Genomic DNA, 23,904 nt, shown 5'->3' with positions numbered 1-23,904 from the left:
CGGTCCGAGAGGATAGCCCTATGTCACGATCCCGCGCTGCAGTCATTCTGGCTGCCGGACAAGGCACGCGCATGAAGTCCAAAACGGTCAAGGTGCTGCACGCTGTCGGTGGTCGACCCATGCTGGACTGGGCGATCGATCTGGCCGAGCGTAGCGATGCCGGACGGATGGTGACAGTCTTTGGCGCGCATTCGCCGGCGGTGCGCGATGCGGCCGAGGCGCTGGGGTCGGCGACGGCTTTGCAGGATCCGCCGCTGGGGACAGGGCATGCCGTGCTGGCAGCCCGCGAGGCGCTCGCGGACTTCAAGGGCGATGCAATCGTCCTCTATGCCGATACGCCGCTGATCAAGCCGGAGACGGTGGAGCGGGTATTCTCGGCGCTGGAAGGCGGGGCAGCGGTGGCCGTGCTGGGTTTCGAACCGGCAGAACCGGCCGCTTATGGCCGGCTCGTGCTCGACGATGAGGGGCATCTCGACAGGATTGTCGAATACAAGGATGCCTCCGAGGCGGAGCGGGCGATCGGCCTGGTCAATTCCGGCGTGCTGGCCGCGGATGCGTCGCTCCTGTTTGACCTGCTCGGTCAGGTCGGCAATGAGAATGCCAATGGCGAATACTACCTCACCGATGTCGTCGGGCTGGCGCGATCGCGCGGCCTGAAGGCGGTTGTGGTGCGAGCGGGCGCTGATGAAGTGCTCGGGGTCAATTCACGTGTCGATCTGGCCGAAGCGGAAGCGGCGCTGCAAGCCCGGATGCGCCGCGAAGCGATGAATGCCGGTGTCACGCTGGTCGCGCCGGAAACCGTGTTCTTCTCCTGGGATACCGAAATTGCGCGCGACGTGACCATCGAGCCGAATGTCGTCTTCGGGCCGGGTGTGACGATTGGCGAGGACGCGGTGATCCATGCCTTCTCGCATCTTGAGGGCGCGACGATCGGCGAGGGGGCCCATATCGGCCCCTATGCGCGTCTGCGCCCCGGCGCTCAAATCGGCGGCAAGGCCAAGGTCGGCAATTTCGTCGAGATCAAAAAGTCGCAGCTCGGAGAGGGTGCGAAAGTCAATCACCTCTCCTATGTAGGAGATGCCAGCGTGGGTGCCGGCGCCAATGTCGGTGCCGGGACGATTACCTGTAATTATGACGGCTTCGGCAAACATCGCACAGTGATCGGGGAAGGAGCCTTTATCGGCTCGAATACAAGCCTCGTCGCGCCAGTCACAATTGGCGCCGGCGCCATGACCGGATCGGGCGGTGTTATCACTGAAGACGTTCCGGCTGATGCCCTGGCGCTGGCCCGGGCAGAGCAAACCAACAAGGATGGCTGGGCGGCCCGTTTCCGCCTCGCCAAATCGACCCGAAAAGCCAGGAAGGACACGGCTTCATGAGTGTTGCAGACCGCCTGAAGGACAAGACGCTGTACCGGACCGCCTCCTTTGTTGACGGGGCATGGGTCCAGGGCGAAGGCGCCAAGCCAATTCTCAATCCGGCCAATAATGAGATGATCGCCGAAATCGGTGATGTTGGTGCCGATGGTGCCCGTTCGGCGATCGCCGCTGCAGCGACAGCGTTTGAGACCTGGAAGCGCACCTCCCCCTTCGAGCGCAGCAAGCTCCTGATGCGCTGGCACCAGCTGATCCTCGAGAACGCCGCTGATCTGGCCGTGTTGATCACGCTGGAAATGGGGAAGACCCAGCGCGAGGCGATGGGCGAAGTGGTCTATGGCGCGTCCTTCATCGAATGGTCGGCCGAGGAGGCCAAGCGCATCCATGGCGAGACGATGCAGCCGCCTTTCCCAAATTCGCGCGGCTGGACCCTTCACCAGCCGGTCGGCGTCGTCGCCTGCATAACGCCGTGGAATTTCCCCAATGCGATGATCACGCGCAAATGCGCCCCGGCCCTGGCGGCCGGTTGCACCATGGTAATCAAGCCGGCACCGGAAACGCCGCTCTCGGCCCTGGCGCTGGCTGAACTGGCCCGCCGCGCAGGCATTCCCGATGGCGTGTTCAACGTTATTTGCGGCGATGCCCAGGTGCTTGGCCCGGTCATGACCGGAACGCCCGAAGTCAAGATGATCGGTTTCACCGGCTCGACGGCGGTCGGCAAATTGCTGATGCGCCAGGCGGCTGATGGTGTAAAGCGGGTCGCGCTCGAGCTGGGGGGTAATGCACCGTTCATCGTCATGGATGACGCCGATATCGAGGCCGCAGCCGATGGCGTTATCGCCTCGAAATTCCGTGTCTCCGGCCAGACCTGCGTGTCGGCCAACCGCATCATCGTGCAGAGCGGTGTCGCGGATCGTTTCGTTGCTGCGCTGGAGGCACGTGTCTCCAAACTTAAGCCCGGCGACGGGTTTGACGGCACATCTGATCTCGGCCCGCTGATCCATCATGAAGCCGTCGCGCGGGTTGATGCCCTGGTGCGCAATGCCCGCGAGAGCGGTGCCCGGATTGTCACCGGTGGCAAGCCGCTGGTCGACGAGCTCGGCGGTGCTTTCTACGCCCCGACCCTGATCGAGGGAGGCAATCCGACGATGGATCTGGCCTGTTTCGAGATTTTCGGGCCGGTCGCCTCGATCTATCGCCTCGACACCGAGGAAGAGATTCTGCGTCTCGCCAATGACACGCCCTATGGGCTTGCGGCCTATGTTTATACGCGGGACGTCAATCGCGTTTATCGCATCACTGAGGGGCTCGATTACGGCATGATCGGCGTTAATGCGCCGATGGTCGGCTCGGCCTCGACGCCCTTTGGTGGCATGAAGGAATCGGGGATTGGCCGCGAGGGTGGCAAGTGGGGCGTCGAGGAATTCTCTGAGCTCAAATACGTGCTGCTCGGAGGTGTTGAAGCATGAGTGCCAACCGCCAGAAGACCTTTGCCGCCGCTGCCGCCCTGGCCTATGTCGAAGACGGCATGACGCTGGGGCTCGGTTCCGGCTCGACGGCCGAGATCTTCGTCCGCCTGCTCGGTGAGCGGATCAAGGACGGTTTGCGCATCCAGGCGGTGGCGACCTCAAACCAGACAGCAGAGCTGGCGCAGGAAGTCGGCGTGCCGTTGATTGATGTCGACCATGTCAATCATATCTCGGTGACCGTCGATGGCGCCGATGAGGTCGACGGTCATTTCCAGCTCATCAAGGGCGGCGGCGGTTGTCTGTTGCGCGAGAAGATCATCGCGCATGCGTCCGATCTGATGATCGTTGTGATCGACGAGAGCAAGCTGGTCTCGAAACTGGGCCGGTTTGCATTGCCGGTTGAAGTTGACCGGTTTGGCTTCTCCATCACCGCCAAGCAGATTTATGACGTGCTGCGGGCCTGCGGTATCGCCAAGCCCGACGTTCAGCTGCGCCGCAAGGGCGACGGGCTGGAGCCCTTCGTCACCGATGGCGGCCATTACATCCTCGATTGTGCCTGTGGCGCGATCCCGGACGCAGCGATGGTGGACTACCGACTGAAGGCGCTGCCGGGTGTCGTCGAGCACGGCCTGTTCATCGGCCTCGCCCGTGTGGTGATTGTCGGCGAGGATACTGAAGCGCGCGTTCTGGAATTATAGGGGAGAAAAGTGATGAAGTTTCTGAAGCAATTGACCGTTTTGAGTGCGGCGTTCCTGGCGTCGGCCCTGCTGTTCGCAGCACCGGCAGCGGCGGATGAGCGCGAAGCGCTCGCCCGACAACTCGCCGAGCAGGTCGGTGCGGTCGATCTGGCCTCAAGCATGATTGATTCAATGGCGCCGATAATGCGGGCTCAAATCCAGTCGAGCGCGCCGCAATTGACCGACGAGCAGCTCGACACCGTCGTGGGAATTCTGCTCGCGGAATTTGAAGCGTCCCAGGGCGAACTGACCGATCTGATCGTGATGCTCTATGCGACCGAGTTCACCGAAGCGGAATTGCTCGGGGCGATCGAGTTCTACGAAACCGAACTCGGCCAGGTCTTGCTCGCACGGATGCCGGTCCTGATGGAGCGTTCTGTCGTCGCAGGTCAGCAATGGGGCGCTGATGTCGCACAGCGGGCCTTGCCGAGAGTTCAGGAATACCTCGCCACTATTGAATGACGTCGCAGCAGGAGACAATCCCGATGACCCAATATGATTACGACCTCTTCGTCATCGGCGCCGGTTCCGGCGGTGTGCGCGCTGCGCGCATGGCGCGTCAATATGGTGCGGGGAAAGTGGCGATCGCTGAGGAATACCGGGTCGGAGGCACCTGCGTGATACGCGGCTGCGTGCCGAAAAAATTCCTCGTCTATGCCAGTGAATTCGCCAAGACGTTCAAACTGGCGGAGAGCTATGGCTGGTCAGTCGGCAAGCCGACCTTCGATTGGGAGAAGCTGATCGCGGCCAAGGATGCCGAGATCGACCGGCTGTCTGGGATCTATTGGCGCAATTTGTCCAATTCCGGCGTTGAGATCATTGAGGATCGGGCGGTCTTCGAGGATTCGCATACACTGCGCCTGGTGAAATCCGGCAAGACCGTCACCGCCGGCAAGATCCTGGTCGCAACTGGCGGGACGCCCTTCGCGCCAACCGATATTGAAGGCCATGAGATGGGGATTTCCTCCAATGAGGCTTTCCATCTTGAAACTCTGCCCAAGCATGTCGTGATCGCCGGCGGCGGCTATATCGCCTGTGAGTTCGCCCAGATTTTCGCTGGCATGGGCTCGCAGGTCTGCCAAGTCTATCGCGGAGATACCGTACTGCGCGGCTTTGACGATGATGTCCGCAGCCATGTCCACGAAGAATTGGTTCGCTCGGGCGTGCGGGTCATCACCCATGCGGTGTTCGAGAAAATCACCGATCTTGGCGATGGCATGAAACGGGTGCAGCTTTCCAATGGCAGCCATGTCGATGCTGATATGGTGATGTATGCCATCGGCCGAGACCCCCATGTTGTCGGGCTGGGCTTGGACAAGGCTGGCGTCGAACTTGATGAGAAGGGGGCGATCAAGGTCGATGCCTTCTCGCAGACCAGCGTCGAGCACGTTTACGCGGTGGGTGATGTCACCAATCGGGTCAATCTGACCCCGGTGGCGATCCGCGAGGGGGCGGCCTTTGCGGCCACCGTATTCGGCGGCAATCCCACCGCCTATGATCACAATGACATCGCATCGGCAGTCTTCACCCAGCCTCCGGTTGGATCGGTTGGTCTGTCTGAGGCCGATGCGCGCAAAGCCTTTGCGCAGGTCGACATTTACAAGACCAGTTTCCGGCCCATGAAAATCTCGCTGACCAATGACGCCAGTCGTATGTTGATGAAACTTGTCGTCGATGGGGAGACAGACCGGGTTCTGGGCGTGCATATTGTCGGGCCGGATGCGCCGGAGATGATCCAGATGGCGGCAATTGCCGTGAAGGCGGGGCTGACCAAGGCCCAGTTTGACCTGACTTGTGCCGTGCATCCGACCAGTGCCGAAGAACTGGTGACCATGAAGGAAAAATGGTCGCCACCCGAATTGAAAGCTGCTGAGTGATATGAGCTGGTCCCCGAATTCATGGCGTTCCAAACGCGTCGAACAAATGCCCAATTATGCCGATCCGGCGGCGCTTGATCGCGCCATTGCCGAGCTGGCGAATCGTCCGGCGCTGGTGTTTGCCGGCGAAGCACGGCGCTTGCGTCGCCAATTGGCTGATGTCAGTGCCGGCAACGCCTTCCTGCTTCAGGGCGGCGATTGCGCGGAGAGCTTCAAGGAGTTCTCGACCGAAGGCGTGCGCGACACCTTCCGTGTCCTGCTGCAAATGGCGGTCGTGCTGACCTTTGCGGCCTCCAAGCCTGTCGTGAAGCTGGGCCGCATCGCCGGCCAGTTCGCCAAGCCGCGCTCTGCCGACCTGGAGACGATCGACGGGGTGTCCCTGCCGAGCTATCGCGGTGACAGCGTCAATGACATGGCCTTTACACCGGAGGGGCGTCAGCCCGACCCGCAACGACTGATCCGTGCCTATGACCAGTCGGCCTCGACGATGAACTTGCTGCGTGCCTTTGCTTCGGGCGGCTATGCCGACCTGAATAATGTGCATCAGTGGACGCTCGACTACGTCAAGGACAGTCCGGCGAATGAACGCTATATCGAGACCGCCAACCGGATTTCCGAAGCGCTGGCTTTCATGAAGGCCTGCGGTGTCGGCCGGGATAGTGCGCCCTCGCTGGAGACGGTGGACTTCTTCACCAGCCATGAAGCGCTTCACCTGCCTTATGAGGAGGCCCTGACCCGGCGCGATCCCAATTCCGGGCAGTGGTATGCGACCTCGGCGCACATGGTGTGGATTGGCGAGCGGACGCGTCAGCTCGACGGCGCGCATGTTGAATATGCCCGCGGCATTTCCAATCCGATCGGTGTTAAATGCGGGCCGACCATGAAGTCCGATGACCTGCTTGCCCTGATCGACGCGCTCAATCCGACCAATGAAGCGGGGCGTCTTGTGCTGATCACCCGGATGGGCGCCAATAATGTCCGCGAGAAGCTGCCGGCCCTGGCCCGTGCCGTGACGCGGGCCGGGCGCAAGGTGGTTTGGTCGAGCGACCCGATGCACGGCAATACGATGAAGACCGAGAGCGGCTACAAGACGCGTGACTTTGAGCGCGTCCTCAACGAACTCGAAGGCTTCATGGATGTGCTCTATGCCGAAGGTGCCTATCCGGGCGGCGTCCATATCGAGATGACGGGCAGCAATGTCACCGAATGTGTCGGCGGCGCCAATGCGGTCACCGAGGCCGATCTGGCATCGCGCTATCACACGCATTGCGATCCGCGATTGAACGCCGAGCAGGCGCTCGACATGGCCTTCCGGATTTCGGAATCGCTCAAGCGGGTCCGGACCAGCCGCAGCACCGACGCAGCCTGATTGCCGCCCCGTCAGGGGCTCACCTGATCGCGCAAAGAAAAACGCCGCCCGAATCGCTTCGGGCGGCGTTTCATCAGAGCTGTAAGGCGCTGATTAGATATCTTTGAGGGCAGCAGCCGGACGGAATGCCGCCTGGGTGCGAGCCTTCGACATCATCTTCTCGCCGGTGCGCGGATTGCGCACTTCACGAGCTTCACGATGTTTGGCGTGGAACGTGCCGAAACCGGCAAGCTGGACGCTGTCATTGCCTTTGACCGAGCCGATGATGGCATCGATCGCAGCGTCGACGGCGTCGCCCGCTTGAGTGCGGGACAGGCCGGTCTTTTCGCTGACGGCTTTGGCGAGGTCTGACTTGTTCATAGGGTTCCCCCCAGTTTGTCGCGTTCCGGCCGACACGGTCATCGCATCTAGCCGGTTTTTCGCGTGTTCGTTGACTGGTCAACAAGGCCAACAACCGGGCCTGTTTGCAAGCCTCAACAGGTGAATCGGGCCGAAATCGCTGCATTTTTATAGGCAAAACCCTGAAATAGGCCCTATGGCCCCTCAATTGCGTGCCTGGAAAGGCATGTTTCAAGGTGAACCAGACCCTAATACACCCGCCGCGATTCGGGCGATTCGCGTGCTGCCCTTCGCTTTGGCGGCCGCTGTGGGGGCATATTTGCTGCTCGAGCGCTTCGGAGTCGGCCCGGACTGGTCCGCCGGACTGGCAGCAATCGCGGGCGGCTGGGTCCAGGGAAGATTGTCGCGGCGCTGATTTCGCGGCCCGGCAACGCGATGTCTCGCGAGGTCCTGAAGCCCCGGTCGTGGTAGCTCAGGACCTCGTCGAGTGAATGCGCGATCTCGTAGGTGTCGCGCCCGGCCTGGATCAGATCTTGACCAGCATCTTGCCTTTGTTGAGTCCGGCGAACAGGCCGGCGAAGGCTTCCGGCGCCGTCTCGATCCCGTCCATAATGGTCTCGGCCGGCGTAATCTTGCCCGCCATCATCCAATTGCTCAAATCCTTGATGAATTCAGGTTGGATATCGAGATGGTTGGAGACGATGAAGCCCTGGATCTTCAGCGACTTTCCGACGATGAAAGTCAGGTTGTCGGTGATGCTGGCCGGCTCGGCGTCATTATAGCGCTGGATCATGCCACAGGCCGCCATGCGCCCGAATTGCTTCATCGTGTTGAGGGCTGCGGTGAAGTGTGTGCCGCCGACATTCTCGAAATAGCCATCAACGCCTTCTGGCACGGCCGCCCGGATGGCCGCGGTGAGGTCATCCGTCGCCTTGTAGTCAATGGCGTGGTCAGCCCCGATGGTCTTGAGATAGTCACACTTCTCCTGGCCGCCAGCGGTAGCGACGACATTGGCACCCATCGCCTTGGCAAACTGGATCCCGGCCGAACCGACAGCGCCGGCACCGGCGGACATCCACATGGTTTCACCTGCCTGGAGATCGATGATGCGGCGGATGCCGACATAGGCGGTCAGCCCGGTCAGGCCAGCAATGCCGAGAAAGGCTTGTGGTGGCAGCAGGCTGGTATCGATCTTCTGAACCGCCTTGCCCGAGGCGGTGTAGGCTTCGCGCCAACCCAGCATCGACATGACGTGATCGCCTGGCTTGAGCCCGTCAAACCGGCTTTCCACGACCTCACCGACGGCGCCGCCCTCCATCACCGCACCCAGCTTGAACGGGTCGATATAGGTTTTGATGCCGCTCATCCGGCCACGCATATAGGGATCGACCGAGATGTAGAGATTGCGCACCGTGACCTGGCCTTCGGCCGGAGCCGGCAGGTCGGTTTCGACGACCGAGTAGTTTTCGGCTTTCGGGGCGCCTTTGAGATAGGCATTGAGGTGGATTTCACGAGACTTCATAATGTCTCTCCTTGCGAAGGGTTGGGGAGGGGACCGTTCCGGTTGATCCAGAATCGCTGATTTCGCACGACATCGCTGACTGCACGGGGCCGCGATTGGGCAGTTGGTAGAGCGGATTGTTCCAGCGCGAGGCTGTCTGCCTTGAAATTAGTGTCACCGGCCATCCCCTCCAATCTCGCTTCATGGTAGAGCGCGGACGCCGGACCGCAAGTAGGGGAGGCTGAAGCCAATGCAGACCACGTCCAACCACCCCGCCGGGATTGTCCTGCGCCGCGGCGAACGCAGTGATATCGCGGCCCTGACCCGCGTCTTCTACCGCGCTGTGCGCGAGGGGGCGGGACCGGAATATTCCACCGAACAACGCGCGGCCTGGGCGCCGGCACCGCCGGAAGTCGAGGCCTGGGACAAGCGCCTGACGCCGCAGGCCGTCTTCGTTGCCGAACTGGATGGTGCGGTGATCGGTTTCATGAGTGTCAAGTCTGATGGCTATATCGACCTGGCCTTTGTCGATCCCGAGCATATCGGCCAGGGTGTGGCGCAACTCCTGTATGACCGCCTGGAAGCCCATGCCCGCGAAACCGGGATGGAGCGACTTTACAGCGATGCCAGCGCACGGGCCCGTATCCTGTTTGAACGTCAGGGCTGGACGGTCGAGGCGGCGCAGAAGCCGATGATTCGCGGCGTTGAATTGCACAATTACCGCATGACCAAAGCGCTCGGCGACGAGGAATAGGCCCGGCCAATGGCGCGATTGTGCGCCGCCCGGGGTGTGACTGTCACTTGATTGCCCGGCCCGCACTTGTATGGAGCCGGTATTCGACAGGGCCGGTATGGGTCTGCGGCGGGTATTGCCAGGGAATGTAGAGAAGATGTCAGATTCCATGATTATCAGGGCAGGCGTTGTCGGCGCGGGCGTCTTCGGTGGTTTTCATGCCGCCAAATATGCCGCCGACGAGCGCGCCGATCTGATCGGGATTTATGATCCCGACCTGGAGCGCGCCCGGGCGCTGGCCACCAAGCATGGTGTCCGCAGCTTTGATACGCTCGCGGCCCTGATCGCGGCCTGTGATGCGCTGACAGTTGCCAGCCCGGCCGTCCATCATTTTGAGGCTGCCGCGGCGAGCCTGGCCTCGGGCCGGCATGTGATGGTTGAAAAGCCGGTCTCCTCTTCTGTGGAAGAGGGGCGCGAATTGATCGCGCTGGCCGCCGCGCATGGCTGTGTGCTTCAGGTCGGGCATCAGGAACGCTTCGTCTTCAACGCGATGGGCCTGTTCCAGGTGCCGGTCGCACCAAAGCGCATCGTCGCCCGCCGCATGGGACCGCCTTCGGAACGCAATCTCGATGTCTCGGTGACGCTGGATCTGATGATCCATGATCTCGATCTGGCGATTGCCCTGGCCGGTGCCGCTGTGACCAAGGTCGAGGGCAAGGTCGATCAAGGCCGTTTCGGCCATCCCGACATCGCCGAGGCCGTGCTGACGTTTGAAAATGGCTGCGTCGCCGAGCTGAGCTCGAGCCGGGTGCATCATGAGCGCGATCGCAAGATGCGGGTCGAATATGCTGAGGGTGTCGTCGATGTCGATTTCATCGCCAAGACATTCGAGAATACCACGCCCTTCACGCTCAATCCCGACTTCGCCGACACAGACATGGCGCGCGATTCGCTCGGCGCCAATGTAAAGGCCTTCATCGCCTCCGTGCTCGATGGTGCCCCGGTCGCTGTGCCGGGTATTGCCGGCTTGCGGGCACTTGATGCGGCACGCGCCGTCGATGGGGCGCGGGTCTACGGATCCTGACGTCGCTTGCCGGACGCGGCGCAGCGGGATAGATCGCGGGCCATGACCCAGACAGTGAAAATCCTCTCCGCCCAGCTCAACCCGGTGGTTGGCGATGTCGCCGGCAATCTGGCCCGCGCCCGCGCCGTCCATGGAGATGCCCGCGCTCGCGGCGCCGATCTGGTCGTGTTTCCAGAGCTTTTCCTGCTTGGCTATCCGCCCGAGGACCTCGTGCTCAAGCCGGCCGCCGTCGAGGCCTGCCAGAGAGCGCTCGAGACACTGGCGCTGGACACCCAAACCGGGCCGGCGATTCTGATCGGTCTGCCCTGGCGCCAGGACGGTTTGCTGTACAATGCCGTCGCCCTGCTTGATGAGGGCTCGGTGTTGGCCCTGCGCTTCAAACATGACCTGCCCAATTACGCTGTCTTTGATGAGAAGCGCGTCTTCGCGCCCGGTCCGCTGCCGCAGATTGTTGAATGGCGCGGTATCAAGCTCGGCCTGCCAATCTGCGAGGATATCTGGTTTGCCACAGCGCCTGATGCGCTGATCCAGCAGGGTGCCGAGATGATGATCTCGATCAATGGTTCGCCCTGGCGGCGCACGATCGAGATCGAGCGCCAGACGGCCTTTGCCCGCTGGTATCAGCGCTGGACAGGGCCGAAGGCGCTGATCTTCGTCAACCAGATTGGCGGCCAGGACGAGCTCGTTTTCGACGGTGCCAGCTTCTCGCACGACAGCGATGGCGCTGAATGCCAGCGCCTGCCGGCCTTCGAGGAGGCGCTGGATCTGGTCAGCTGGACCCGCACCGGGGCGGGCTGGCACGGCGAGGGCGCGCAGCAGGTCAAACCCCTCACCGGACTGGAAGCCGACTGGCTGGCGATGTGCCGGGGCCTGGGCGATTACGTCAACAAGAATGGTTTCCCCGGTATCGTGATCGGCATGTCCGGCGGCATCGATAGCGCCATCAGCGCCGCCATCGCCATCGACGCGCTGGGGCCGGACAAGGTCTGGGCGGTGATGATGCCGTCGAAATATACCAGCGAGGAGAGCCTTGAGGACGCCAGGGATTGCGCCCGGCGCCTCGGCATTCGCTATGACATCATCGATGTCGAGCCGGCGATTGCCAGTTTCGGCCAGGTGCTGGCCCCGGCCTTTGCCGGCACCGAGCCCGACGCCTCCGAGGAAAATATCCAGTCGCGGGCCCGCGGTGTCGTGTTGATGGCCCTGTCCAACAAGTTCGGACCGATGGTGTTGTCGACCGGCAATAAATCGGAAATGGCCGTCGGTTATGCCACGCTCTATGGCGATATGAATGGCGGCTATAACGCCCTCAAGGATATCTACAAGACAGAAGTCTACGAGCTGGCGCGCTGGCGCAATGCGGCGGCGGAACCGGTCGGGCTGGGCCCCGCCGGCGCGGTGATCACCCCGCGTATCATCACCAAAGCCCCCAGTGCCGAGCTGCGTCCTGATCAGACTGACCAGGACAGCCTGCCACCCTATGAAATCCTCGACGCCATTCTCTACGGCCTGATCGAAGACGAAAAGGCGCCGCGCGATCTCGTCGCCGAAGGCTATGACGCCGATACTGTGCGGCGGATCGAAAACCTGCTCTACCGCGCCGAATACAAACGCCGCCAGGCCCCGCCCGGGGTGAAGATCGGCTCGAAGAATTTCGGCCGCGACCGCCGTTATCCGATGACAAATCGCTTCCGCGCTGACTGACCGGCACGCCGAAATCTCCACGCGGCGTGCCGCTGGAGGTTTGAGCAGGTCACCTCTTGGTGGGAGGTGTGTGGGACGCCGGCGAATGCCGTTAAGCGCTATGGTTAGTGAGTGTGACATCCGGGACGTCCCACACGTGGAGATTTACTCGGACGCCTTGCGGCCCCCGTCTCGAAACCGGAGTGGATGATGCGGTCGAGCTTTATGCCGCCTTCCGCTCCGGTGGCCACGCCGGGACTCGGGCTGTCACCCCTCTATCCGGACGAGCTCCACGCTCCCGACCGCCGCAAATGACTGAGCTCACGCCTCCCGTGCGACCGGAACAGCTGAAGTATGCGCGCAGCGTGTGGGGGCGGGGATAAGTTGGGCTCAACAAACCGCCACAAATCGTCATCCCAGCGCAGGCTGGGACCCAGTTCATAAGGCGCAAGCGTGTGATAGATAGGCGCTATCTGGATTCACGACGGCGCGTGAATCTGGGTCCCAGCCTGCGCTGGGATGACGATGATTTGAGCGTTGGATGCTGGATAAGTGGCCGGCCGCGCACCATCCAACCAAAACATCACCCTCCCCCGGAGGAGCGCAGCGAATTCCAGGGCCCGCCATCCGCTGACCGCCTGGCTGGCTTCCCTTTTGGCAATCCCCGGAACAAGTCCGGGGGAATAGATAATTGTATTTGTTGGAGAAGTTGCCCGCGCGCGGCCGCAGACCGCCCTGAAAAACCAGCCCTCACCCGGCCAGAGCGGGATTGAAACTCAACAGATTCTACCCGCATGCAGCGGAGAAAACGAGTGCTGGTCAGGCATCACTCGTTCCCATCCGATTTCTCTGACATCACAACCGCAAGAGTCGAGAATGCGGTCAATAAAAATGCGCTCTTCAAAAATGATATCAAAAAGCGTTGAGCAATGCTGAGCTCATATTTCCACCCCAAGAACACTTCTGTTCCAACCTCGACGCCAACGAAAAGGAATGCGAGCACAACACTCGCGAGCAGTCCGAGGAGCGCATACTTGGTCGTCTTCCGAATAATTCTACGTACCCGCCCCATCCATTGCCCCTAAAACAAAGTCCCCTGCCCGGCCGCTTTCGGCTTCACCTTCGGGCGTGGCTTCGCTTTCGGGCGCGCCACCGGCGCCGGCGGCACCGCACCGGGCTCGCCATCAATCACTGCCCCGCGCCGTGCATCGGCAAACTCGAGCTCGACGCTGGCCCCTGACGCCAGACTGCCGCCCGTCCGCACCAGCTTGCCATCCCCGTCACGCACCAGCACGAAACCGCGCTTCAGCGCCGAGGTGTGACTGAGCGCCTCGAGCCGGGCGCCCCAGTTTCCCAGGGCCCGGCGCTGATCACGCAGGATGCGGGTGGCGGCGGGCGCCAGGCGCCCGGACCGATCCGCAAGACGTTCGCGCTTTTGCTGGATATCACGGCGCAGGGTGACGGGGCGCAGGCGGGCGGTCAGCACAAGGAGTTTCGAACGTTTCTCCGCGGCACCCGCCAGCAAGGCCCCGTCGAGCTTGTCGGCGACCATGTCGAAGCGCTGGCGTTTCAGTTCCAGCAGAGAGGTCGGGCGCGGCAGGGCGCGCGCGGCCGAGCGCAGCTCGGTCCGGCGGCGTTCAATCAGGCGCGACAGACCGGCGACCAGGCGTCCGCCGAGTGTGTCGAGGCTGGCTTTCAGTTCAGCACGCACGGGAACCGCGATTTCGGCAGCGCCCGTTGGTGTGGGCGCGCGGCGGTCGGAGGCATAGTCGATCAGCGTCGTATCGGTCTCATGGCCGACGGCGGAGATCAGCGGAATTTGCGACTCGAAGGCCGCGCGGACGACGATTTCCTCGTTGAAGGCCCAGAGGTCTTCAATCGAGCCGCCACCGCGCGCAACGATGATCAGGTCGGGGCGAGGTACGCGCCCGCCCGCTTCCAGCGCGTTGAAACCCTTGATCGCTTCAGCGATCTGCCCGGCGGCGGCCTCACCCTGCACCAGCACCGGCCAGAGCAGGACATGGCAGGGGAAACGGTCGCGCAGGCGGTGCAGGATATCGCGGATCACAGCGCCGGTCGGCGAGGTAACGACGCCAATGGTGCGCGGCAGAAAGGGGATGGCCTGTTTGCGATCGGCGTCGAACAGGCCTTCGGCGGCGAGTTTTTTGCGGCGTTCATCGAGCAGCGCCATCAGCGCGCCGGCGCCGGCCGGTTCCATGGTCTCGACAATCAGCTGGTATTGCGAGCGGCCAGGATAGGTCGACATCCGCCCTTCGATGATGACCTCAAGGCCCTCTTCCGGCTTGAAGCGGAAATGCGCCGCCGTGCCCTTCCAGGCAATCGAAGTGATGACGGATTTCTCGTCCTTGAGGTCGAAATAGACATGGCCCGATTTGGCGACCACGACACGGCCGAGCTCACCGCGCACACGGACATGGCCAAAGGCGTCCTCGACGGTGCGCTTGAGCGATCCGGCCAGTTCGGAAACGGAGAATTCGTGGATATTGCCTTGGGTCACGTCCATGCTTCACTTGGTAAGGCGGATTCGCCCCTGCCGCAACGGCGCGAGGGACTCGCAGCGAAGCCTGGTTTACGATAGGGCGGGCTTGAGATTTGCAGGAGATCGAGATGAAGGTTCTGGTTATCGGATCCGGCGGGCGCGAACACGCCCTGGCCTGGAAAATCGCCCAGAGTCCCGTCCTGACCGAGCTGATTGCGGCGCCTGGCAGCGCGGCGATCGGTGAACTGGCCGAATGCGTCAATATCCCGGTGTCCGATCTGGACGGCCTGGTTGACCTGGCGCGTGAACGGGCGGTGGATCTGGTGGTGATCGGCCCGGAAATTCCGCTGTGTGAAGGCCTGGCCGACAAGCTGCGCGCCGTCGGTATCGCTGTGTTCGGCCCCTCAAAAGCGGCGTCGATGCTGGAAACCTCCAAGGCCTTCGCCAAGGATTTCTATGCCCGTCACAATGTCCCGACCGCACGCTATGGCGTGTTCGACGATGCGGACAAGGCCAAGGCCTTTCTCGACGAATTCGAAGCCCCCTATGTGCTGAAGGCCGACGGGCTCGCGGCCGGCAAGGGCGTGGTCATCCCGGAGACACGCGCCGAGGCGGAGGCCGAGATTGATGCCTTCCTGTCCGGCAAGTTCGGCGATGCCTCGCGCACCCTGGTGATCGAGGAATTCATGCGCGGTGAGGAAGTGTCGATCTTCGCCCTGTGCGATGGCAAAACGGTGCTCTATTGCGGTGCGGCCCAGGATCACAAGCGCGTCGGCGAAGGCGATACCGGCCCCAATACCGGCGGGATGGGCGCTTATTCACCGGCCCCGATTGCCACCCCGGCGCTGATCGACACGGTGATGAAAACCATCATCGAACCCACCGCGGCCGGCCTCACCGCCGAGGGCACACCGTTTCAGGGCGTGTTGTTCGCGGGCATCATGGTCACAGCGGACGGGCCAAAGACGGTCGAGTTCAATATCCGTTTCGGCGATCCGGAATGCCAGGTCCTGATGGCGCGCATCGCCAATGACATCCTGCCCTATCTGAAGGCTGCAGCGAGCGGTCATCTCGACCAGATGCTGCCCATCGACTGGTCGCCGGAACCTGCGATCACGGTCGTGATGGCGGCGAAGGGTTATCCCGGCGATTATCAAAAAGGTTCGGTGATCGAAGGCGTCGATGCCGCCAATACGATGGACGGGGTGCATGTCTTCGAGGCTGGCACATCGCGCGACGCCCAGGGACGCCGCATCGCCGCGGGTGGCCGGGTGCTCAATGTCACCGCGACCGGGGAAAGCCTGCACTATGCCGCCGACCGGGCCTATACAGCCATCGACGCGATCAAATGGCCGGACGGCTTTTGTCGCCGCGACATAGCCTGGCGTGCGCTCAAGACCCATTAGGGCAGTGCGTCCGCCGCAGGAGAATTGACTTCCCGGCCAGCCGGGGCATGTTTGACGCCAAGAAATCAAATGGCGGGGAGACAAGCATGTTACGTTCAATGGTCGCAGCGATTGCTTTGATGGCAGCCGGCGGTATCGCCCAAGCGCAAGACGCGGCGGACGGAAATGCCGGTCTCACGGTTATTCATGCCGGCCATTTGCTGGCTATTCCCGGTCAGGCGGCGAGCGGCAATAGCTCCATTCTGATCCGCGACGGCCGTATTGAAGCGATCCAGTCCGGTTTCGTTACGCCGGACGGCGCCGCGATCATCGATCTGTCCGATCAATTTGTCCTGCCCGGCCTGATCGACAGCCATGTGCATTTGCAGGGCGAACTCAGCCCCGAGGGCCGCTTGCTGGAAGTCACCGAAAACAGTGCTGACCTGGCGCTGAACGGCGCGCGCCATGCGCGCACGACGCTGATGGCCGGCTTCACCACGGTCCAGGATGTCGGCGGCGATCTGGAAGCTTCGACCGGGCTGCGCGATGCGATCCGTGATGGCGATGTCATCGGCCCGCGCATGCGCGTCTCCGGCCCCGCCGTAACACCAACCGGCGGCCATGCCGACGTCAATGGTTTCTCGACCGCTGTGATGGACACACTGACCAGCCGCGCCGCCTGCAATGGTCCGGCCGATTGCCGCCGTGCCGTGCGCGAACTGGTGCGCGCCGGCGTCGATGTAATCAAGATCACCGCCACCGGCGGTGTCCTGTCCAATACGGCTGCAGGCGTTGAGCAGCAATTCTTCGATGACGAGCTGGAATCCATTGTCGGCGCCGCGCACATGATGGGCCGCCGGGTCACGGCGCATTCCCACGGCGTCACGGGCGTCAATTCCTTCCTCGAGGCCGGCGGCGATTCGATCGAGCACGGCACCTATCTCGATGCCGCCTCGATCCGTCTGTTCCGCAGCCGCAATGCCTATCTCGTCCCGACCCTGCTGGCCGGAGCCACCGTCGCCGAGATCGCGCAAACCGCCAGCTGGATGACCCCGTCGGTGCGGGACAAATCGCTGTCGGTCGGACCGATCATGCTGGATATGGCGCGGCGCGCCCACCAGGGCGGCGTCATGATCGCCTTTGGCACTGATAGTGGCGTCTCGGTTCATGGCATCAATGCCCGCGAATTCGAACTTCTGGTCGAAGCTGGCATGACCCCGATGGAGGCGATTGCCTCGGCGACCGTCAACGCCTCGGCGCATCTGCAGATGGACGCGGATATCGGCACGATCGAAGTCGGTAAATATGCCGACATCATCGCCGTCGACACCAATCCGCTGGACGATATTTCGGCGCTGCTCGATGTCGACTTCGTGATGCAGGGCGGCGTCGTCTACAAGCACGAGGACTGATCCGGCAGCGCTGCGGTCTGACCGCGGCATCACGGTATTGAACACGGCTGCCCGCAGGCGGTCCGGTAAACGGATGCATTATGTCTCAGATTGATAGCAATTTTTCCGGTACCAAGGACGTCGCCGAGGCGCTGGCCTTCGATCAGGCGGCCTTGGCGGCATGGATGGCCGGTCATGTCGCCGGCTATGCCGGACCGCTCGGCGTCAGCCAGTTCAAGGGCGGTCAATCCAATCCGACCTACAAGCTGGAAACACCGTCGAAAAGCTATGTCCTGCGCCGCAAACCGCCGGGCAAGCTCTTGCCGTCAGCGCATGCAGTGGATCGCGAATTTCGCGTCATGAAGGCCCTGGGCGAGGCCGGTTTCCCCTGCCCCGTCATGTATGGCCTGTGCATGGACCGCGATGTCATCGGCACCGAATTCTACGTCATGGAATTCGTCGAGGGCCGGATCTTCTGGGATCCGCTCCTGCCGGGCATGGAACCGGCCGAACGCGCCGCGATCTATGATGCATCCAACGCCACCCTGGCGCATCTGCACAGCATTGATGTCGAGGCGGCCGGCCTGTCGGATTACGGCAAGCCAGGCGACTATTTCCAGCGCCAGATCGGGCGCTGGACCAAGCAATACCGGGCCGCCGAAACCGACACGATCGAGGCGATGGACAAGCTGATCGACTGGCTGCCCACCGCTGCGCCGGAGCAGGAGCGCATCAGTGTCGTGCATGGTGATTACCGGCTCGACAATATGGTTTTCCACCCGACCGAGCCACGCGTTATCGCGGTGCTCGACTGGGAATTATCGACCCTGGGCGATCCGATGGCGGATTTCACCTATCAGCTGATGGGATGGATGGTGCCGCCGGCGATCCGCAATGGATTCCTGGGCGTCAACCTCGCCCCGCTCGGCATTCCCGATGTCGAAGCCTATACCGAAGCCTATTGCGCCCGCACCGGCCGGGCCGGAATTCCGGAGCTCGATTTCTACTTCGCCTATAATCTCTTCCGCCTCGCCTCGATCTGCCAGGGCATTTATGCCCGGGCCCTGCAGGGCAATGCGTCCAATTCCAAGGCCTTGGAGACGGCCCAGGCCGTCAAACCGCTGGCCGAAGGTGCGTGGGGATTTGCGAAAAACGCCGGCGCCTAGGATGGGCTGTCATCGTGCTTGCGCTCGGATTTGTGCTTCGATTCATTGTAGCTGGCGTTCGCGACCAGGACGACCATGGACAGAATGAAGACCGCCAGAGGCCATAGATTGATCTCAATCGAACCGATCATTGCCTGCCTCCAACTCACCAGCCCTGTATGCACAATGCATACTGGCAATCAATGCCATACCACCGAGGATAACGCTCCCCGGATCGACATGTCCACCTTGCGCGATGACCGATACGCCGATCGCACCCAAGCCCCCCGCACGGCACAAGGTCTCCCAGTTTCGCCACACCGATATATTCGGTCGACGGAGCGGAAAGATGAAACCGTCCATTGTGGTACCTGCCAGGCTGACAAGCGCGCTGAGCATTGTGAGAATTGTGGACCACATGAACTCAATAATACACGTTCCCGTTGTGTTCCGCAAGCGCAATCCCACGGAATGCCCAACCCGGCGCCCGCTCCATGACCATCATTATCCTGATCATTTCCGTCTTCGTCACCGCCTTTATTTCCGGCGTGTTTGGCATGGCCGGGGGGCTGATCCTGATGGGTTTGCTGGCGATGATCCTGCCGGTGTCCGCGGCGATGGTGGTGCATGGTGTGGTGCAGACCGTCTCCAATGGATGGCGCGCCATCCTCCTCGGCAAATGGATCGACTGGCGCATCCTGGGTATTTATCTGACCGGCTCGGCGCTGGCCGCTATCGTGTTGTTTTTCGCGGCTTTTCAACTACCGAAACCATGGCTGTTCATCGCCCTTGGCCTGGTACCGGCAGTGATCTGGGTGCCGCAGAACTGGCTCAAACTTGATGCCGGCAATCCGGTTCAGGCGGTAATTTGCGGCTTTCTGGTGACCGGGCTGAATACCGTCGCGGGCGTCTCCGGGCCGCTGGTTGATGTCTTTTTCGTCGCCACGCCACGCGACCGGCGCATCATTGTGGCGACCAAGGCGGCGACCCAGGTCATCTCACACCTTGTCAAGGTAGCCTATTACATCGCCCCGGCGATGGCTGCCGGTGCCCTGCCGCAAACCCACTGGTTATTGATCGCAGGCCCATTGGCCGTCATCGGCACCACGCTGGGCGCGCGGCTGCTGGAGGTGATGAGCGATGTCCAGTTCCGTAACTGGACGAAATGGATCGTGACAGGGATTGGCGCGATCTATGTGCTACGGGGGATTTTGCTTCTCACCGGGAATTGAGCCATGCAGATCGAACCCCGTATTCTTGAAAATGACATCGTCCGGCTGGAGCCGCTGACCGGGGCGCATCGCGAGCAATTGCGGCCGCTGGCGGCGGAGGCCGAGCTGTGGGCCCTGACCTCGATCCGCGGCGATGGCGAGCATTTCGATGCCTGGTTCGATCTCATGATGACCGGGCAGGCGCACGGCGACCAGGTCTCGCATCTGGTGCGGCGGCAAGGCGATGGCGCGGCGCTGGGCCATAGCGCCTATCTGGGGATCACACCGGCCCATAAACGGCTGGAGGTCGGCTGGACCTGGTATTGCGCCGCGGCCCGCGGCAGCACGGTCAACCCGGCCTGCAAACGCCTGCTGCTCGGCAATGCCTTCGACAACGGTGCCGAACGTGTCGAGCTCAAGACGCATCACAAGAATCTGCGCTCACAGAATGCGATGCTGAAAATGGGCGCCACGAAGGAAGGCGCGCTGCGCCATCATCTGCTGTGCTGGACCGGCGAGTGGCGGGACTCGGTGTATTTTTCCATGCTCAGGGATGAGTGGCCGGCGGCACGAGCCGGCCTCGATGCACGGATTGCGGGCGCAGATTAAGCCCCCATTGAAACATCACAAAGGATGGCAACGGGGCTCACCCCCTCGCCGAGCCCCGCTGGCACGTATTCGACCGCTAAAGCCACCACCTTCGGACGACAGGGGCGATGGTACGAGCTTCTCATAGCGAACGAACGAATTTATGGTTGCCAGAGCGTGCTGCTATGAAATCGCCACAACCGAGGGGGCCGTCTCTTGAAGGCAACGGAGAAGATCAAGATCTTTGGCCGGATGACGTGGGCAATCCCAATGATGGGGATCGCGCATTATTTCGGACTTTCTCTCGGAGTGTGGCTGTTTGGGGCACTCTTGGCTCGAAATATAACCATTGAAACCAGAGCGTTGGCTGGTCCGTCGATAAAAAGGAAACTTGCACGTGTCGATTGGGGCAAATCATGGATAGGCCCTAACATTATCCAAGCGATACGCTCAGCACTGAATAGTATTCAACAAAGTTTAATATATTCAGCTTTCGGGATTGCCACCCTATTATACGCTCAGATTATTTTGAATAGAGGAATAAACATCCATGTATCAAGCATCGCGAGTTGGGAAAGAAGACTATTCGAGACCCGCGAAGCAATCTCATCGGCACTGAGTTTTGAAGTCATATTTTGCGTGCTTTTGTTGGGTTTAATTTTCTGGCTAATCACACTCAAGACCAGGCCTTTGGTTTGGATTGGAAATTCCTACAAGGCCTTAGGGGTCGCGGCGACAGTTCTCGGAGCTGCAAGCAGCTTCACCTTCGTCACCTACGCCTCGAATTCAGCGGCCGCCGACTCGGAGCGCCAACATTTGGCCGCTGCCTTCCGGCGAACAGAACTTGAGTTGGCGAACGCGCGGCGTCAGTTATCCGCCGCAGGTTGGCTTGCTCAAGAAATCTGGCAAATGGAAAATCGTCAGCGCTATGCTCGGGACTTGGGAATTATCGTTACGCAAGTTCGAGAGGCCTGCACCGGTGCCCGTGAAGAGTTTTTCGCAAGGCACGAACATGCGGAACGGGAGCGGCTCGCGCGCGACATAAGGGCTGTCGAGTACCAGGAGAACGGGGATCATCGTTCCGGGCGCAGCAGACAGTTATCGATGCATCAACGGTCCCTGGCGACCGCGGCCAACCCAGATTACTGCCCATTGCGCGGGGCCAATCTACTACTCGGCAGAGCGGCCATTCGAGGTTGGTCAGATTGGAAACCCAGTGCACACCCCGTTCCAATGCTGGAAAGCGCACCTGGTTGGGGGGTGAGCGAGAGCGACGCGGGCTGGCTGAACCGGTGGCGGCGCTCGCACAATCTCCACTTTCGCGACGCTTTTGACGTGCTCACCGAACGCCGTTCGGAAGTTCAAAGGACCCACAGCGCCGCGAATGCATTGCGCGATCTTTCCTCATCCATGCTGGCCCGATCATCTGGAATCTCTGCCGAGGGCTTTTGGGATTTGCTCGTTAGCGCGATGATCGATGCAACAGCGGAGCGAATGGTGGCGACGGCAGAGGAGCTAGTCGGTGCTCGGTGGCACGCACTCGTTTCGAACCCAATCCAGCACGCCCTCGAACCGATTGCCCCAAACGCGATAGCGAGTTCCCTCGAAGCCCCAGCAGAGCCCTTTCCTGGGCGCCCCGCTGATGGGACAGCACTGCGAAACCTGTCGGAGTTAGCGGGATCGGAGGCAGGCCCAGACGCGGCCTGGAGCATCGAGCGGCTTGCGGCAGCGGTCAACCTAAGGATGGAGGCCGAGCTTGCCGAGGACACTCGCAGGGCACGGCAAGCCCGAATAGGCCGACTGAACGCACAGCGCCACCAGCAACGATGGCGGCGAAATATCTTGCGCGCCCTGCGGCACGCGATCTGATGGCGCGCCGCAGGGCAAGAGCCAACAGCCTAAATTCCATTGCAATACCAAGCGACGCCCGCAAAATTCTTGCGAAGCACGGGGACGGCACCGCACACCACCAGCGTGTCCTTCAATAAATCCACGCGCCCCGGCTCACACGCCATCGCTTTTTCGCTTGCGCCGGGCGCGGAAGAATCCGCGCAACAGCGCGGCGCTCTCTTCGGCCAGGATGCCGGACGTGACCTGCGGCCGGGAATGGCAGGTTGGTTGCTGGAAGAAGCGCGGGCCGTGCGCAACGGCGCCGCCCTTGGCATCATCGGCACCATAAACCAGCCGGCCGATGCGGGCATGGGAGATGGCGCCGGCACACATGGCGCAGGGCTCCAGCGTCACAAACAACTCCAGACCGGGCAGCCGGTAATTGCCCAGTTTTGCCGCTGCAGCGCGCAAGGCGAGTATTTCTGCGTGCCCGGTTGGATCATGACCGGCAATCGGGCTATTATGAGCACTTGCGATGATCTCGTCCGTGGCCGGATCGACGATGATCGCACCGATTGGCGTTTCGCCGGCTTGTGCTGCCGATTGTGCCAGGCGTAGTGCCGCCTCCATAAACCCGGTATCTCGCGAAATTGTCATAGCGGCGGCGTAGAGCGCCAATGGGAAAGGGTCAAGTTTGACCGACGCAGTCCAGAGCGGCGAACGCATCGCCAAATATCTTGCCCGTGCCGGCGTCGCTTCGCGGCGCGAGATCGAGCGCATGATTGAAGGCGGCCGCGTCAAGGTTGACGGCAAGACGCTCGACACCCCGGCCTTCAAGGTGACCGGCCAGGAAGTCATCATCGTCGATGGCATCACGGTCGAGACACCGGAGGCAACCCGGCTATGGCTGTACCACAAGCCCGCCGGCCTGGTGACGACGCATAGCGACCCGGAAGGGCGCGAAACCGTGTTCGACAAGATTCCCAAGGAAATCGGCCGGGTGATCTCGATCGGCCGGCTTGATCTGACGTCGGAAGGCCTGCTGCTCCTGACCAATGACGGTGCCCTCGCCCGCGCCCTGGAACTGCCCTCGACCGGCTGGACGCGGCGCTATCGGGCCCGCGCCTTCGGCACGATCGACAATGCCGCCATCGCCAAACTACAGGCCGGCATCACGGTTGAGGGGATCAAATACGGCCCGATGGAAGTCGATGTCGAACGCGAGACCGGTTCCAATATCTGGCTGACGATCGGCATCAAGGAAGGCAAGAATCGCGAAGTGCGCCGTGCCCTCGATGCTGTCGGTCTGCGCGTCAACCGGCTGATCCGGATCGCCTATGGCCCGTTCCAGCTCGGCACGATCGACCGCGGCGAGGTCAAATCCATCGCCTCGCGCATCCTCAAGGACCAGTGCGGACATTTGATGGAGCCCGGACATGTGTTCGAAGAGCTGGCCGCGGCCAGCGCCCGCCCCGCCAAACGCCCGGCCAAGCGCACCATGGGCGGGCCCGGCCAGCCTGGCTTCGCCAAACCGGTCCAGTTTCTGGAAGATTCAAACACACGCGGCCCGCGCAGCCGTCCGGACCCGAAACGCGCTGACTCCAAACCCCCCGCTTCCAAACGCCCCGATTCCAAGCCGCCCGATGCCAACCCGGCCGGCCCCAACCGCGCCGCGCCGGGCGGCGG

General features: G+C 61.9%; 21 protein-coding genes. 16 read left to right on the top strand and 5 right to left on the bottom strand.

Going from position 1 to position 23,904, the window contains the following annotated elements; translation table 11 throughout:
- Positions 1-20 precede the first annotated feature (20 nt).
- From glmU to ACN0YJ_RS10645, 6 genes are read left to right on the top strand one after another with little or no spacing between them, the layout of a single operon-like run.
- Complete coding sequence (glmU, locus tag ACN0YJ_RS10670) at positions 21-1,379, top strand: bifunctional UDP-N-acetylglucosamine diphosphorylase/glucosamine-1-phosphate N-acetyltransferase GlmU (RefSeq protein ID WP_417478594.1); 1,359 nt, start codon at positions 21-23, stop codon at positions 1,377-1,379.
- Positions 1,376-2,845, top strand: coding sequence for an NAD-dependent succinate-semialdehyde dehydrogenase (locus ACN0YJ_RS10665; protein ID WP_417496181.1), 1,470 nt, complete (start codon positions 1,376-1,378; stop codon positions 2,843-2,845). Before glmU ends, ACN0YJ_RS10665 begins: the two co-directional genes overlap by 4 nt.
- On the top strand, positions 2,842-3,543 hold the full coding sequence (gene rpiA / locus ACN0YJ_RS10660) for a ribose-5-phosphate isomerase RpiA (RefSeq protein WP_417478596.1): 702 nt from the start codon (positions 2,842-2,844) through the stop codon (positions 3,541-3,543). Before ACN0YJ_RS10665 ends, rpiA begins: the two co-directional genes overlap by 4 nt.
- Positions 3,544-3,555: 12 nt before the next feature.
- A complete protein-coding gene (locus ACN0YJ_RS10655; protein ID WP_417478597.1) occupies positions 3,556-4,044 on the top strand; it encodes a DUF2059 domain-containing protein in 489 nt (162 codons plus the stop codon).
- A gap of 23 nt (positions 4,045-4,067) precedes the next feature.
- Positions 4,068-5,459 carry a glutathione-disulfide reductase gene (gene gor / locus ACN0YJ_RS10650; protein WP_417478598.1) on the top strand — a complete coding sequence of 464 codons (1,392 nt, stop codon included), beginning with the start codon at positions 4,068-4,070 and terminating at the stop codon, positions 5,457-5,459.
- A gap of 1 nt (position 5,460) precedes the next feature.
- Positions 5,461-6,828 carry a class II 3-deoxy-7-phosphoheptulonate synthase gene (locus ACN0YJ_RS10645; RefSeq protein WP_417478599.1) on the top strand — a complete coding sequence of 456 codons (1,368 nt, stop codon included), beginning with the start codon at positions 5,461-5,463 and terminating at the stop codon, positions 6,826-6,828.
- Between the two features lie 93 nt (positions 6,829-6,921).
- Here the strand turns inward: ACN0YJ_RS10645 and ACN0YJ_RS10640 are convergent, their stop codons facing one another.
- Together ACN0YJ_RS10640 and ACN0YJ_RS10635 are read right to left on the bottom strand one after the other, a co-directional pair.
- Positions 6,922-7,188 carry an HU family DNA-binding protein gene (locus ACN0YJ_RS10640; protein WP_091767795.1) on the bottom strand — a complete coding sequence of 89 codons (267 nt, stop codon included), beginning with the start codon at positions 7,186-7,188 and terminating at the stop codon, positions 6,922-6,924.
- A gap of 505 nt (positions 7,189-7,693) precedes the next feature.
- The gene (locus ACN0YJ_RS10635; RefSeq protein WP_417478600.1) at positions 7,694-8,689 is read right to left on the bottom strand and encodes an NADP-dependent oxidoreductase; all 996 of its coding nucleotides are present in this window, start codon (positions 8,687-8,689) and stop codon (positions 7,694-7,696) included.
- A 229-nt stretch (positions 8,690-8,918) separates the two neighbouring features.
- On the opposite strand from ACN0YJ_RS10635, the gene ACN0YJ_RS10630 reads away from it, so the two are divergent.
- From ACN0YJ_RS10630 to ACN0YJ_RS10620, 3 genes are all read left to right on the top strand, one after another.
- Positions 8,919-9,422 carry a GNAT family N-acetyltransferase gene (locus tag ACN0YJ_RS10630; RefSeq protein WP_417478601.1) on the top strand — a complete coding sequence of 168 codons (504 nt, stop codon included), beginning with the start codon at positions 8,919-8,921 and terminating at the stop codon, positions 9,420-9,422.
- A 148-nt stretch (positions 9,423-9,570) separates the two neighbouring features.
- The gene (locus tag ACN0YJ_RS10625) at positions 9,571-10,485 is read left to right on the top strand and encodes a Gfo/Idh/MocA family protein (RefSeq protein ID WP_417478602.1); all 915 of its coding nucleotides are present in this window, start codon (positions 9,571-9,573) and stop codon (positions 10,483-10,485) included.
- Positions 10,486-10,527: 42 nt separating this feature from the next.
- Positions 10,528-12,189 (top strand): NAD+ synthase, encoded by a 1,662-nt coding sequence (locus ACN0YJ_RS10620; RefSeq protein ID WP_417496180.1) that lies wholly within the window; start codon positions 10,528-10,530, stop codon positions 12,187-12,189.
- Between the two features lie 1,060 nt (positions 12,190-13,249).
- Here ACN0YJ_RS10620 and xseA read toward each other — a convergent pair.
- Complete coding sequence (gene xseA / locus ACN0YJ_RS10615; protein ID WP_417496179.1) at positions 13,250-14,692, bottom strand: exodeoxyribonuclease VII large subunit; 1,443 nt, start codon at positions 14,690-14,692, stop codon at positions 13,250-13,252.
- Between the two features lie 104 nt (positions 14,693-14,796).
- Between xseA and purD the strand changes: the two genes are divergently transcribed.
- From purD to ACN0YJ_RS10600, 3 genes are all read left to right on the top strand, one after another.
- Positions 14,797-16,074, top strand: a complete 1,278-nt coding sequence (gene purD / locus ACN0YJ_RS10610; RefSeq protein WP_417496178.1) for a phosphoribosylamine--glycine ligase — start codon at positions 14,797-14,799, stop codon at positions 16,072-16,074.
- 86 nt (positions 16,075-16,160) lie between these two features.
- Positions 16,161-17,465, top strand: a complete 1,305-nt coding sequence (locus ACN0YJ_RS10605; protein ID WP_417496177.1) for an amidohydrolase family protein — start codon at positions 16,161-16,163, stop codon at positions 17,463-17,465.
- An 80-nt stretch (positions 17,466-17,545) separates the two neighbouring features.
- Positions 17,546-18,610, top strand: a complete 1,065-nt coding sequence (locus tag ACN0YJ_RS10600; RefSeq protein ID WP_417496176.1) for a phosphotransferase — start codon at positions 17,546-17,548, stop codon at positions 18,608-18,610.
- Here the strand turns inward: ACN0YJ_RS10600 and ACN0YJ_RS10595 are convergent.
- The gene (locus ACN0YJ_RS10595; RefSeq protein ID WP_417496175.1) at positions 18,607-18,741 is read right to left on the bottom strand and encodes a hypothetical protein; all 135 of its coding nucleotides are present in this window, start codon (positions 18,739-18,741) and stop codon (positions 18,607-18,609) included. The genes ACN0YJ_RS10600 and ACN0YJ_RS10595 overlap by 4 nt on opposite strands.
- 342 nt (positions 18,742-19,083) lie before the next feature.
- Between ACN0YJ_RS10595 and ACN0YJ_RS10590 the strand changes: the two genes are divergently transcribed.
- The 3 genes from ACN0YJ_RS10590 (at position 19,084) to ACN0YJ_RS10580 (ending at position 22,257) form a co-directional block, all read left to right on the top strand.
- Positions 19,084-19,821 (top strand): TSUP family transporter, encoded by a 738-nt coding sequence (locus ACN0YJ_RS10590; RefSeq protein ID WP_417496174.1) that lies wholly within the window; start codon positions 19,084-19,086, stop codon positions 19,819-19,821.
- A 3-nt stretch (positions 19,822-19,824) separates the two neighbouring features.
- A complete protein-coding gene (locus ACN0YJ_RS10585; RefSeq protein WP_417489238.1) occupies positions 19,825-20,409 on the top strand; it encodes a GNAT family N-acetyltransferase in 585 nt (194 codons plus the stop codon).
- Between the two features lie 195 nt (positions 20,410-20,604).
- Positions 20,605-22,257, top strand: coding sequence for a hypothetical protein (locus tag ACN0YJ_RS10580; RefSeq protein ID WP_417496173.1), 1,653 nt, complete (start codon positions 20,605-20,607; stop codon positions 22,255-22,257).
- A gap of 135 nt (positions 22,258-22,392) precedes the next feature.
- Here the strand turns inward: ACN0YJ_RS10580 and tadA are convergent, their stop codons facing one another.
- Entirely contained in the window at positions 22,393-22,875 is a 483-nt protein-coding gene (gene tadA / locus ACN0YJ_RS10575) for a tRNA adenosine(34) deaminase TadA (protein ID WP_417477661.1), read from the bottom strand.
- Positions 22,876-22,912: 37 nt separating this feature from the next.
- Between tadA and ACN0YJ_RS10570 the strand changes: the two genes are divergently transcribed.
- Positions 22,913-23,904: pseudouridine synthase (locus ACN0YJ_RS10570; protein ID WP_417496172.1), on the top strand; the 992-nt coding region annotated here is incomplete at its 3' end.

The organism is Maricaulis sp., assembly GCF_048270095.1.
Taxonomy (GTDB): Bacteria; Pseudomonadota; Alphaproteobacteria; order Caulobacterales; family Maricaulaceae; genus Maricaulis.
The sequence above is the reverse complement of the archived record's forward strand: the minus strand, read 5'-3'. Positions and strand labels throughout refer to the sequence as shown.

Coding starts and splice junctions, on each gene's coding strand:
- glmU (WP_417478594.1), top strand. CDS start 21: ATGTCACGATCCCGCGCTGCAGTCATTCTGGCTGCCGGACAAGGCACG.
- ACN0YJ_RS10665 (WP_417496181.1), top strand. CDS start 1,376: ATGAGTGTTGCAGACCGCCTGAAGGACAAGACGCTGTACCGGACCGCC.
- rpiA (WP_417478596.1), top strand. CDS start 2,842: ATGAGTGCCAACCGCCAGAAGACCTTTGCCGCCGCTGCCGCCCTGGCC.
- ACN0YJ_RS10655 (WP_417478597.1), top strand. CDS start 3,556: ATGAAGTTTCTGAAGCAATTGACCGTTTTGAGTGCGGCGTTCCTGGCG.
- gor (WP_417478598.1), top strand. CDS start 4,068: ATGACCCAATATGATTACGACCTCTTCGTCATCGGCGCCGGTTCCGGC.
- ACN0YJ_RS10645 (WP_417478599.1), top strand. CDS start 5,461: ATGAGCTGGTCCCCGAATTCATGGCGTTCCAAACGCGTCGAACAAATG.
- ACN0YJ_RS10640 (WP_091767795.1), bottom strand. CDS start 7,188: ATGAACAAGTCAGACCTCGCCAAAGCCGTCAGCGAAAAGACCGGCCTG.
- ACN0YJ_RS10635 (WP_417478600.1), bottom strand. CDS start 8,689: ATGAAGTCTCGTGAAATCCACCTCAATGCCTATCTCAAAGGCGCCCCG.
- ACN0YJ_RS10630 (WP_417478601.1), top strand. CDS start 8,919: ATGCAGACCACGTCCAACCACCCCGCCGGGATTGTCCTGCGCCGCGGC.
- ACN0YJ_RS10625 (WP_417478602.1), top strand. CDS start 9,571: ATGATTATCAGGGCAGGCGTTGTCGGCGCGGGCGTCTTCGGTGGTTTT.
- ACN0YJ_RS10620 (WP_417496180.1), top strand. CDS start 10,528: ATGACCCAGACAGTGAAAATCCTCTCCGCCCAGCTCAACCCGGTGGTT.
- xseA (WP_417496179.1), bottom strand. CDS start 14,692: ATGGACGTGACCCAAGGCAATATCCACGAATTCTCCGTTTCCGAACTG.
- purD (WP_417496178.1), top strand. CDS start 14,797: ATGAAGGTTCTGGTTATCGGATCCGGCGGGCGCGAACACGCCCTGGCC.
- ACN0YJ_RS10605 (WP_417496177.1), top strand. CDS start 16,161: ATGTTACGTTCAATGGTCGCAGCGATTGCTTTGATGGCAGCCGGCGGT.
- ACN0YJ_RS10600 (WP_417496176.1), top strand. CDS start 17,546: ATGTCTCAGATTGATAGCAATTTTTCCGGTACCAAGGACGTCGCCGAG.
- ACN0YJ_RS10595 (WP_417496175.1), bottom strand. CDS start 18,741: ATGATCGGTTCGATTGAGATCAATCTATGGCCTCTGGCGGTCTTCATT.
- ACN0YJ_RS10590 (WP_417496174.1), top strand. CDS start 19,084: ATGACCATCATTATCCTGATCATTTCCGTCTTCGTCACCGCCTTTATT.
- ACN0YJ_RS10585 (WP_417489238.1), top strand. CDS start 19,825: ATGCAGATCGAACCCCGTATTCTTGAAAATGACATCGTCCGGCTGGAG.
- tadA (WP_417477661.1), bottom strand. CDS start 22,875: ATGACAATTTCGCGAGATACCGGGTTTATGGAGGCGGCACTACGCCTG.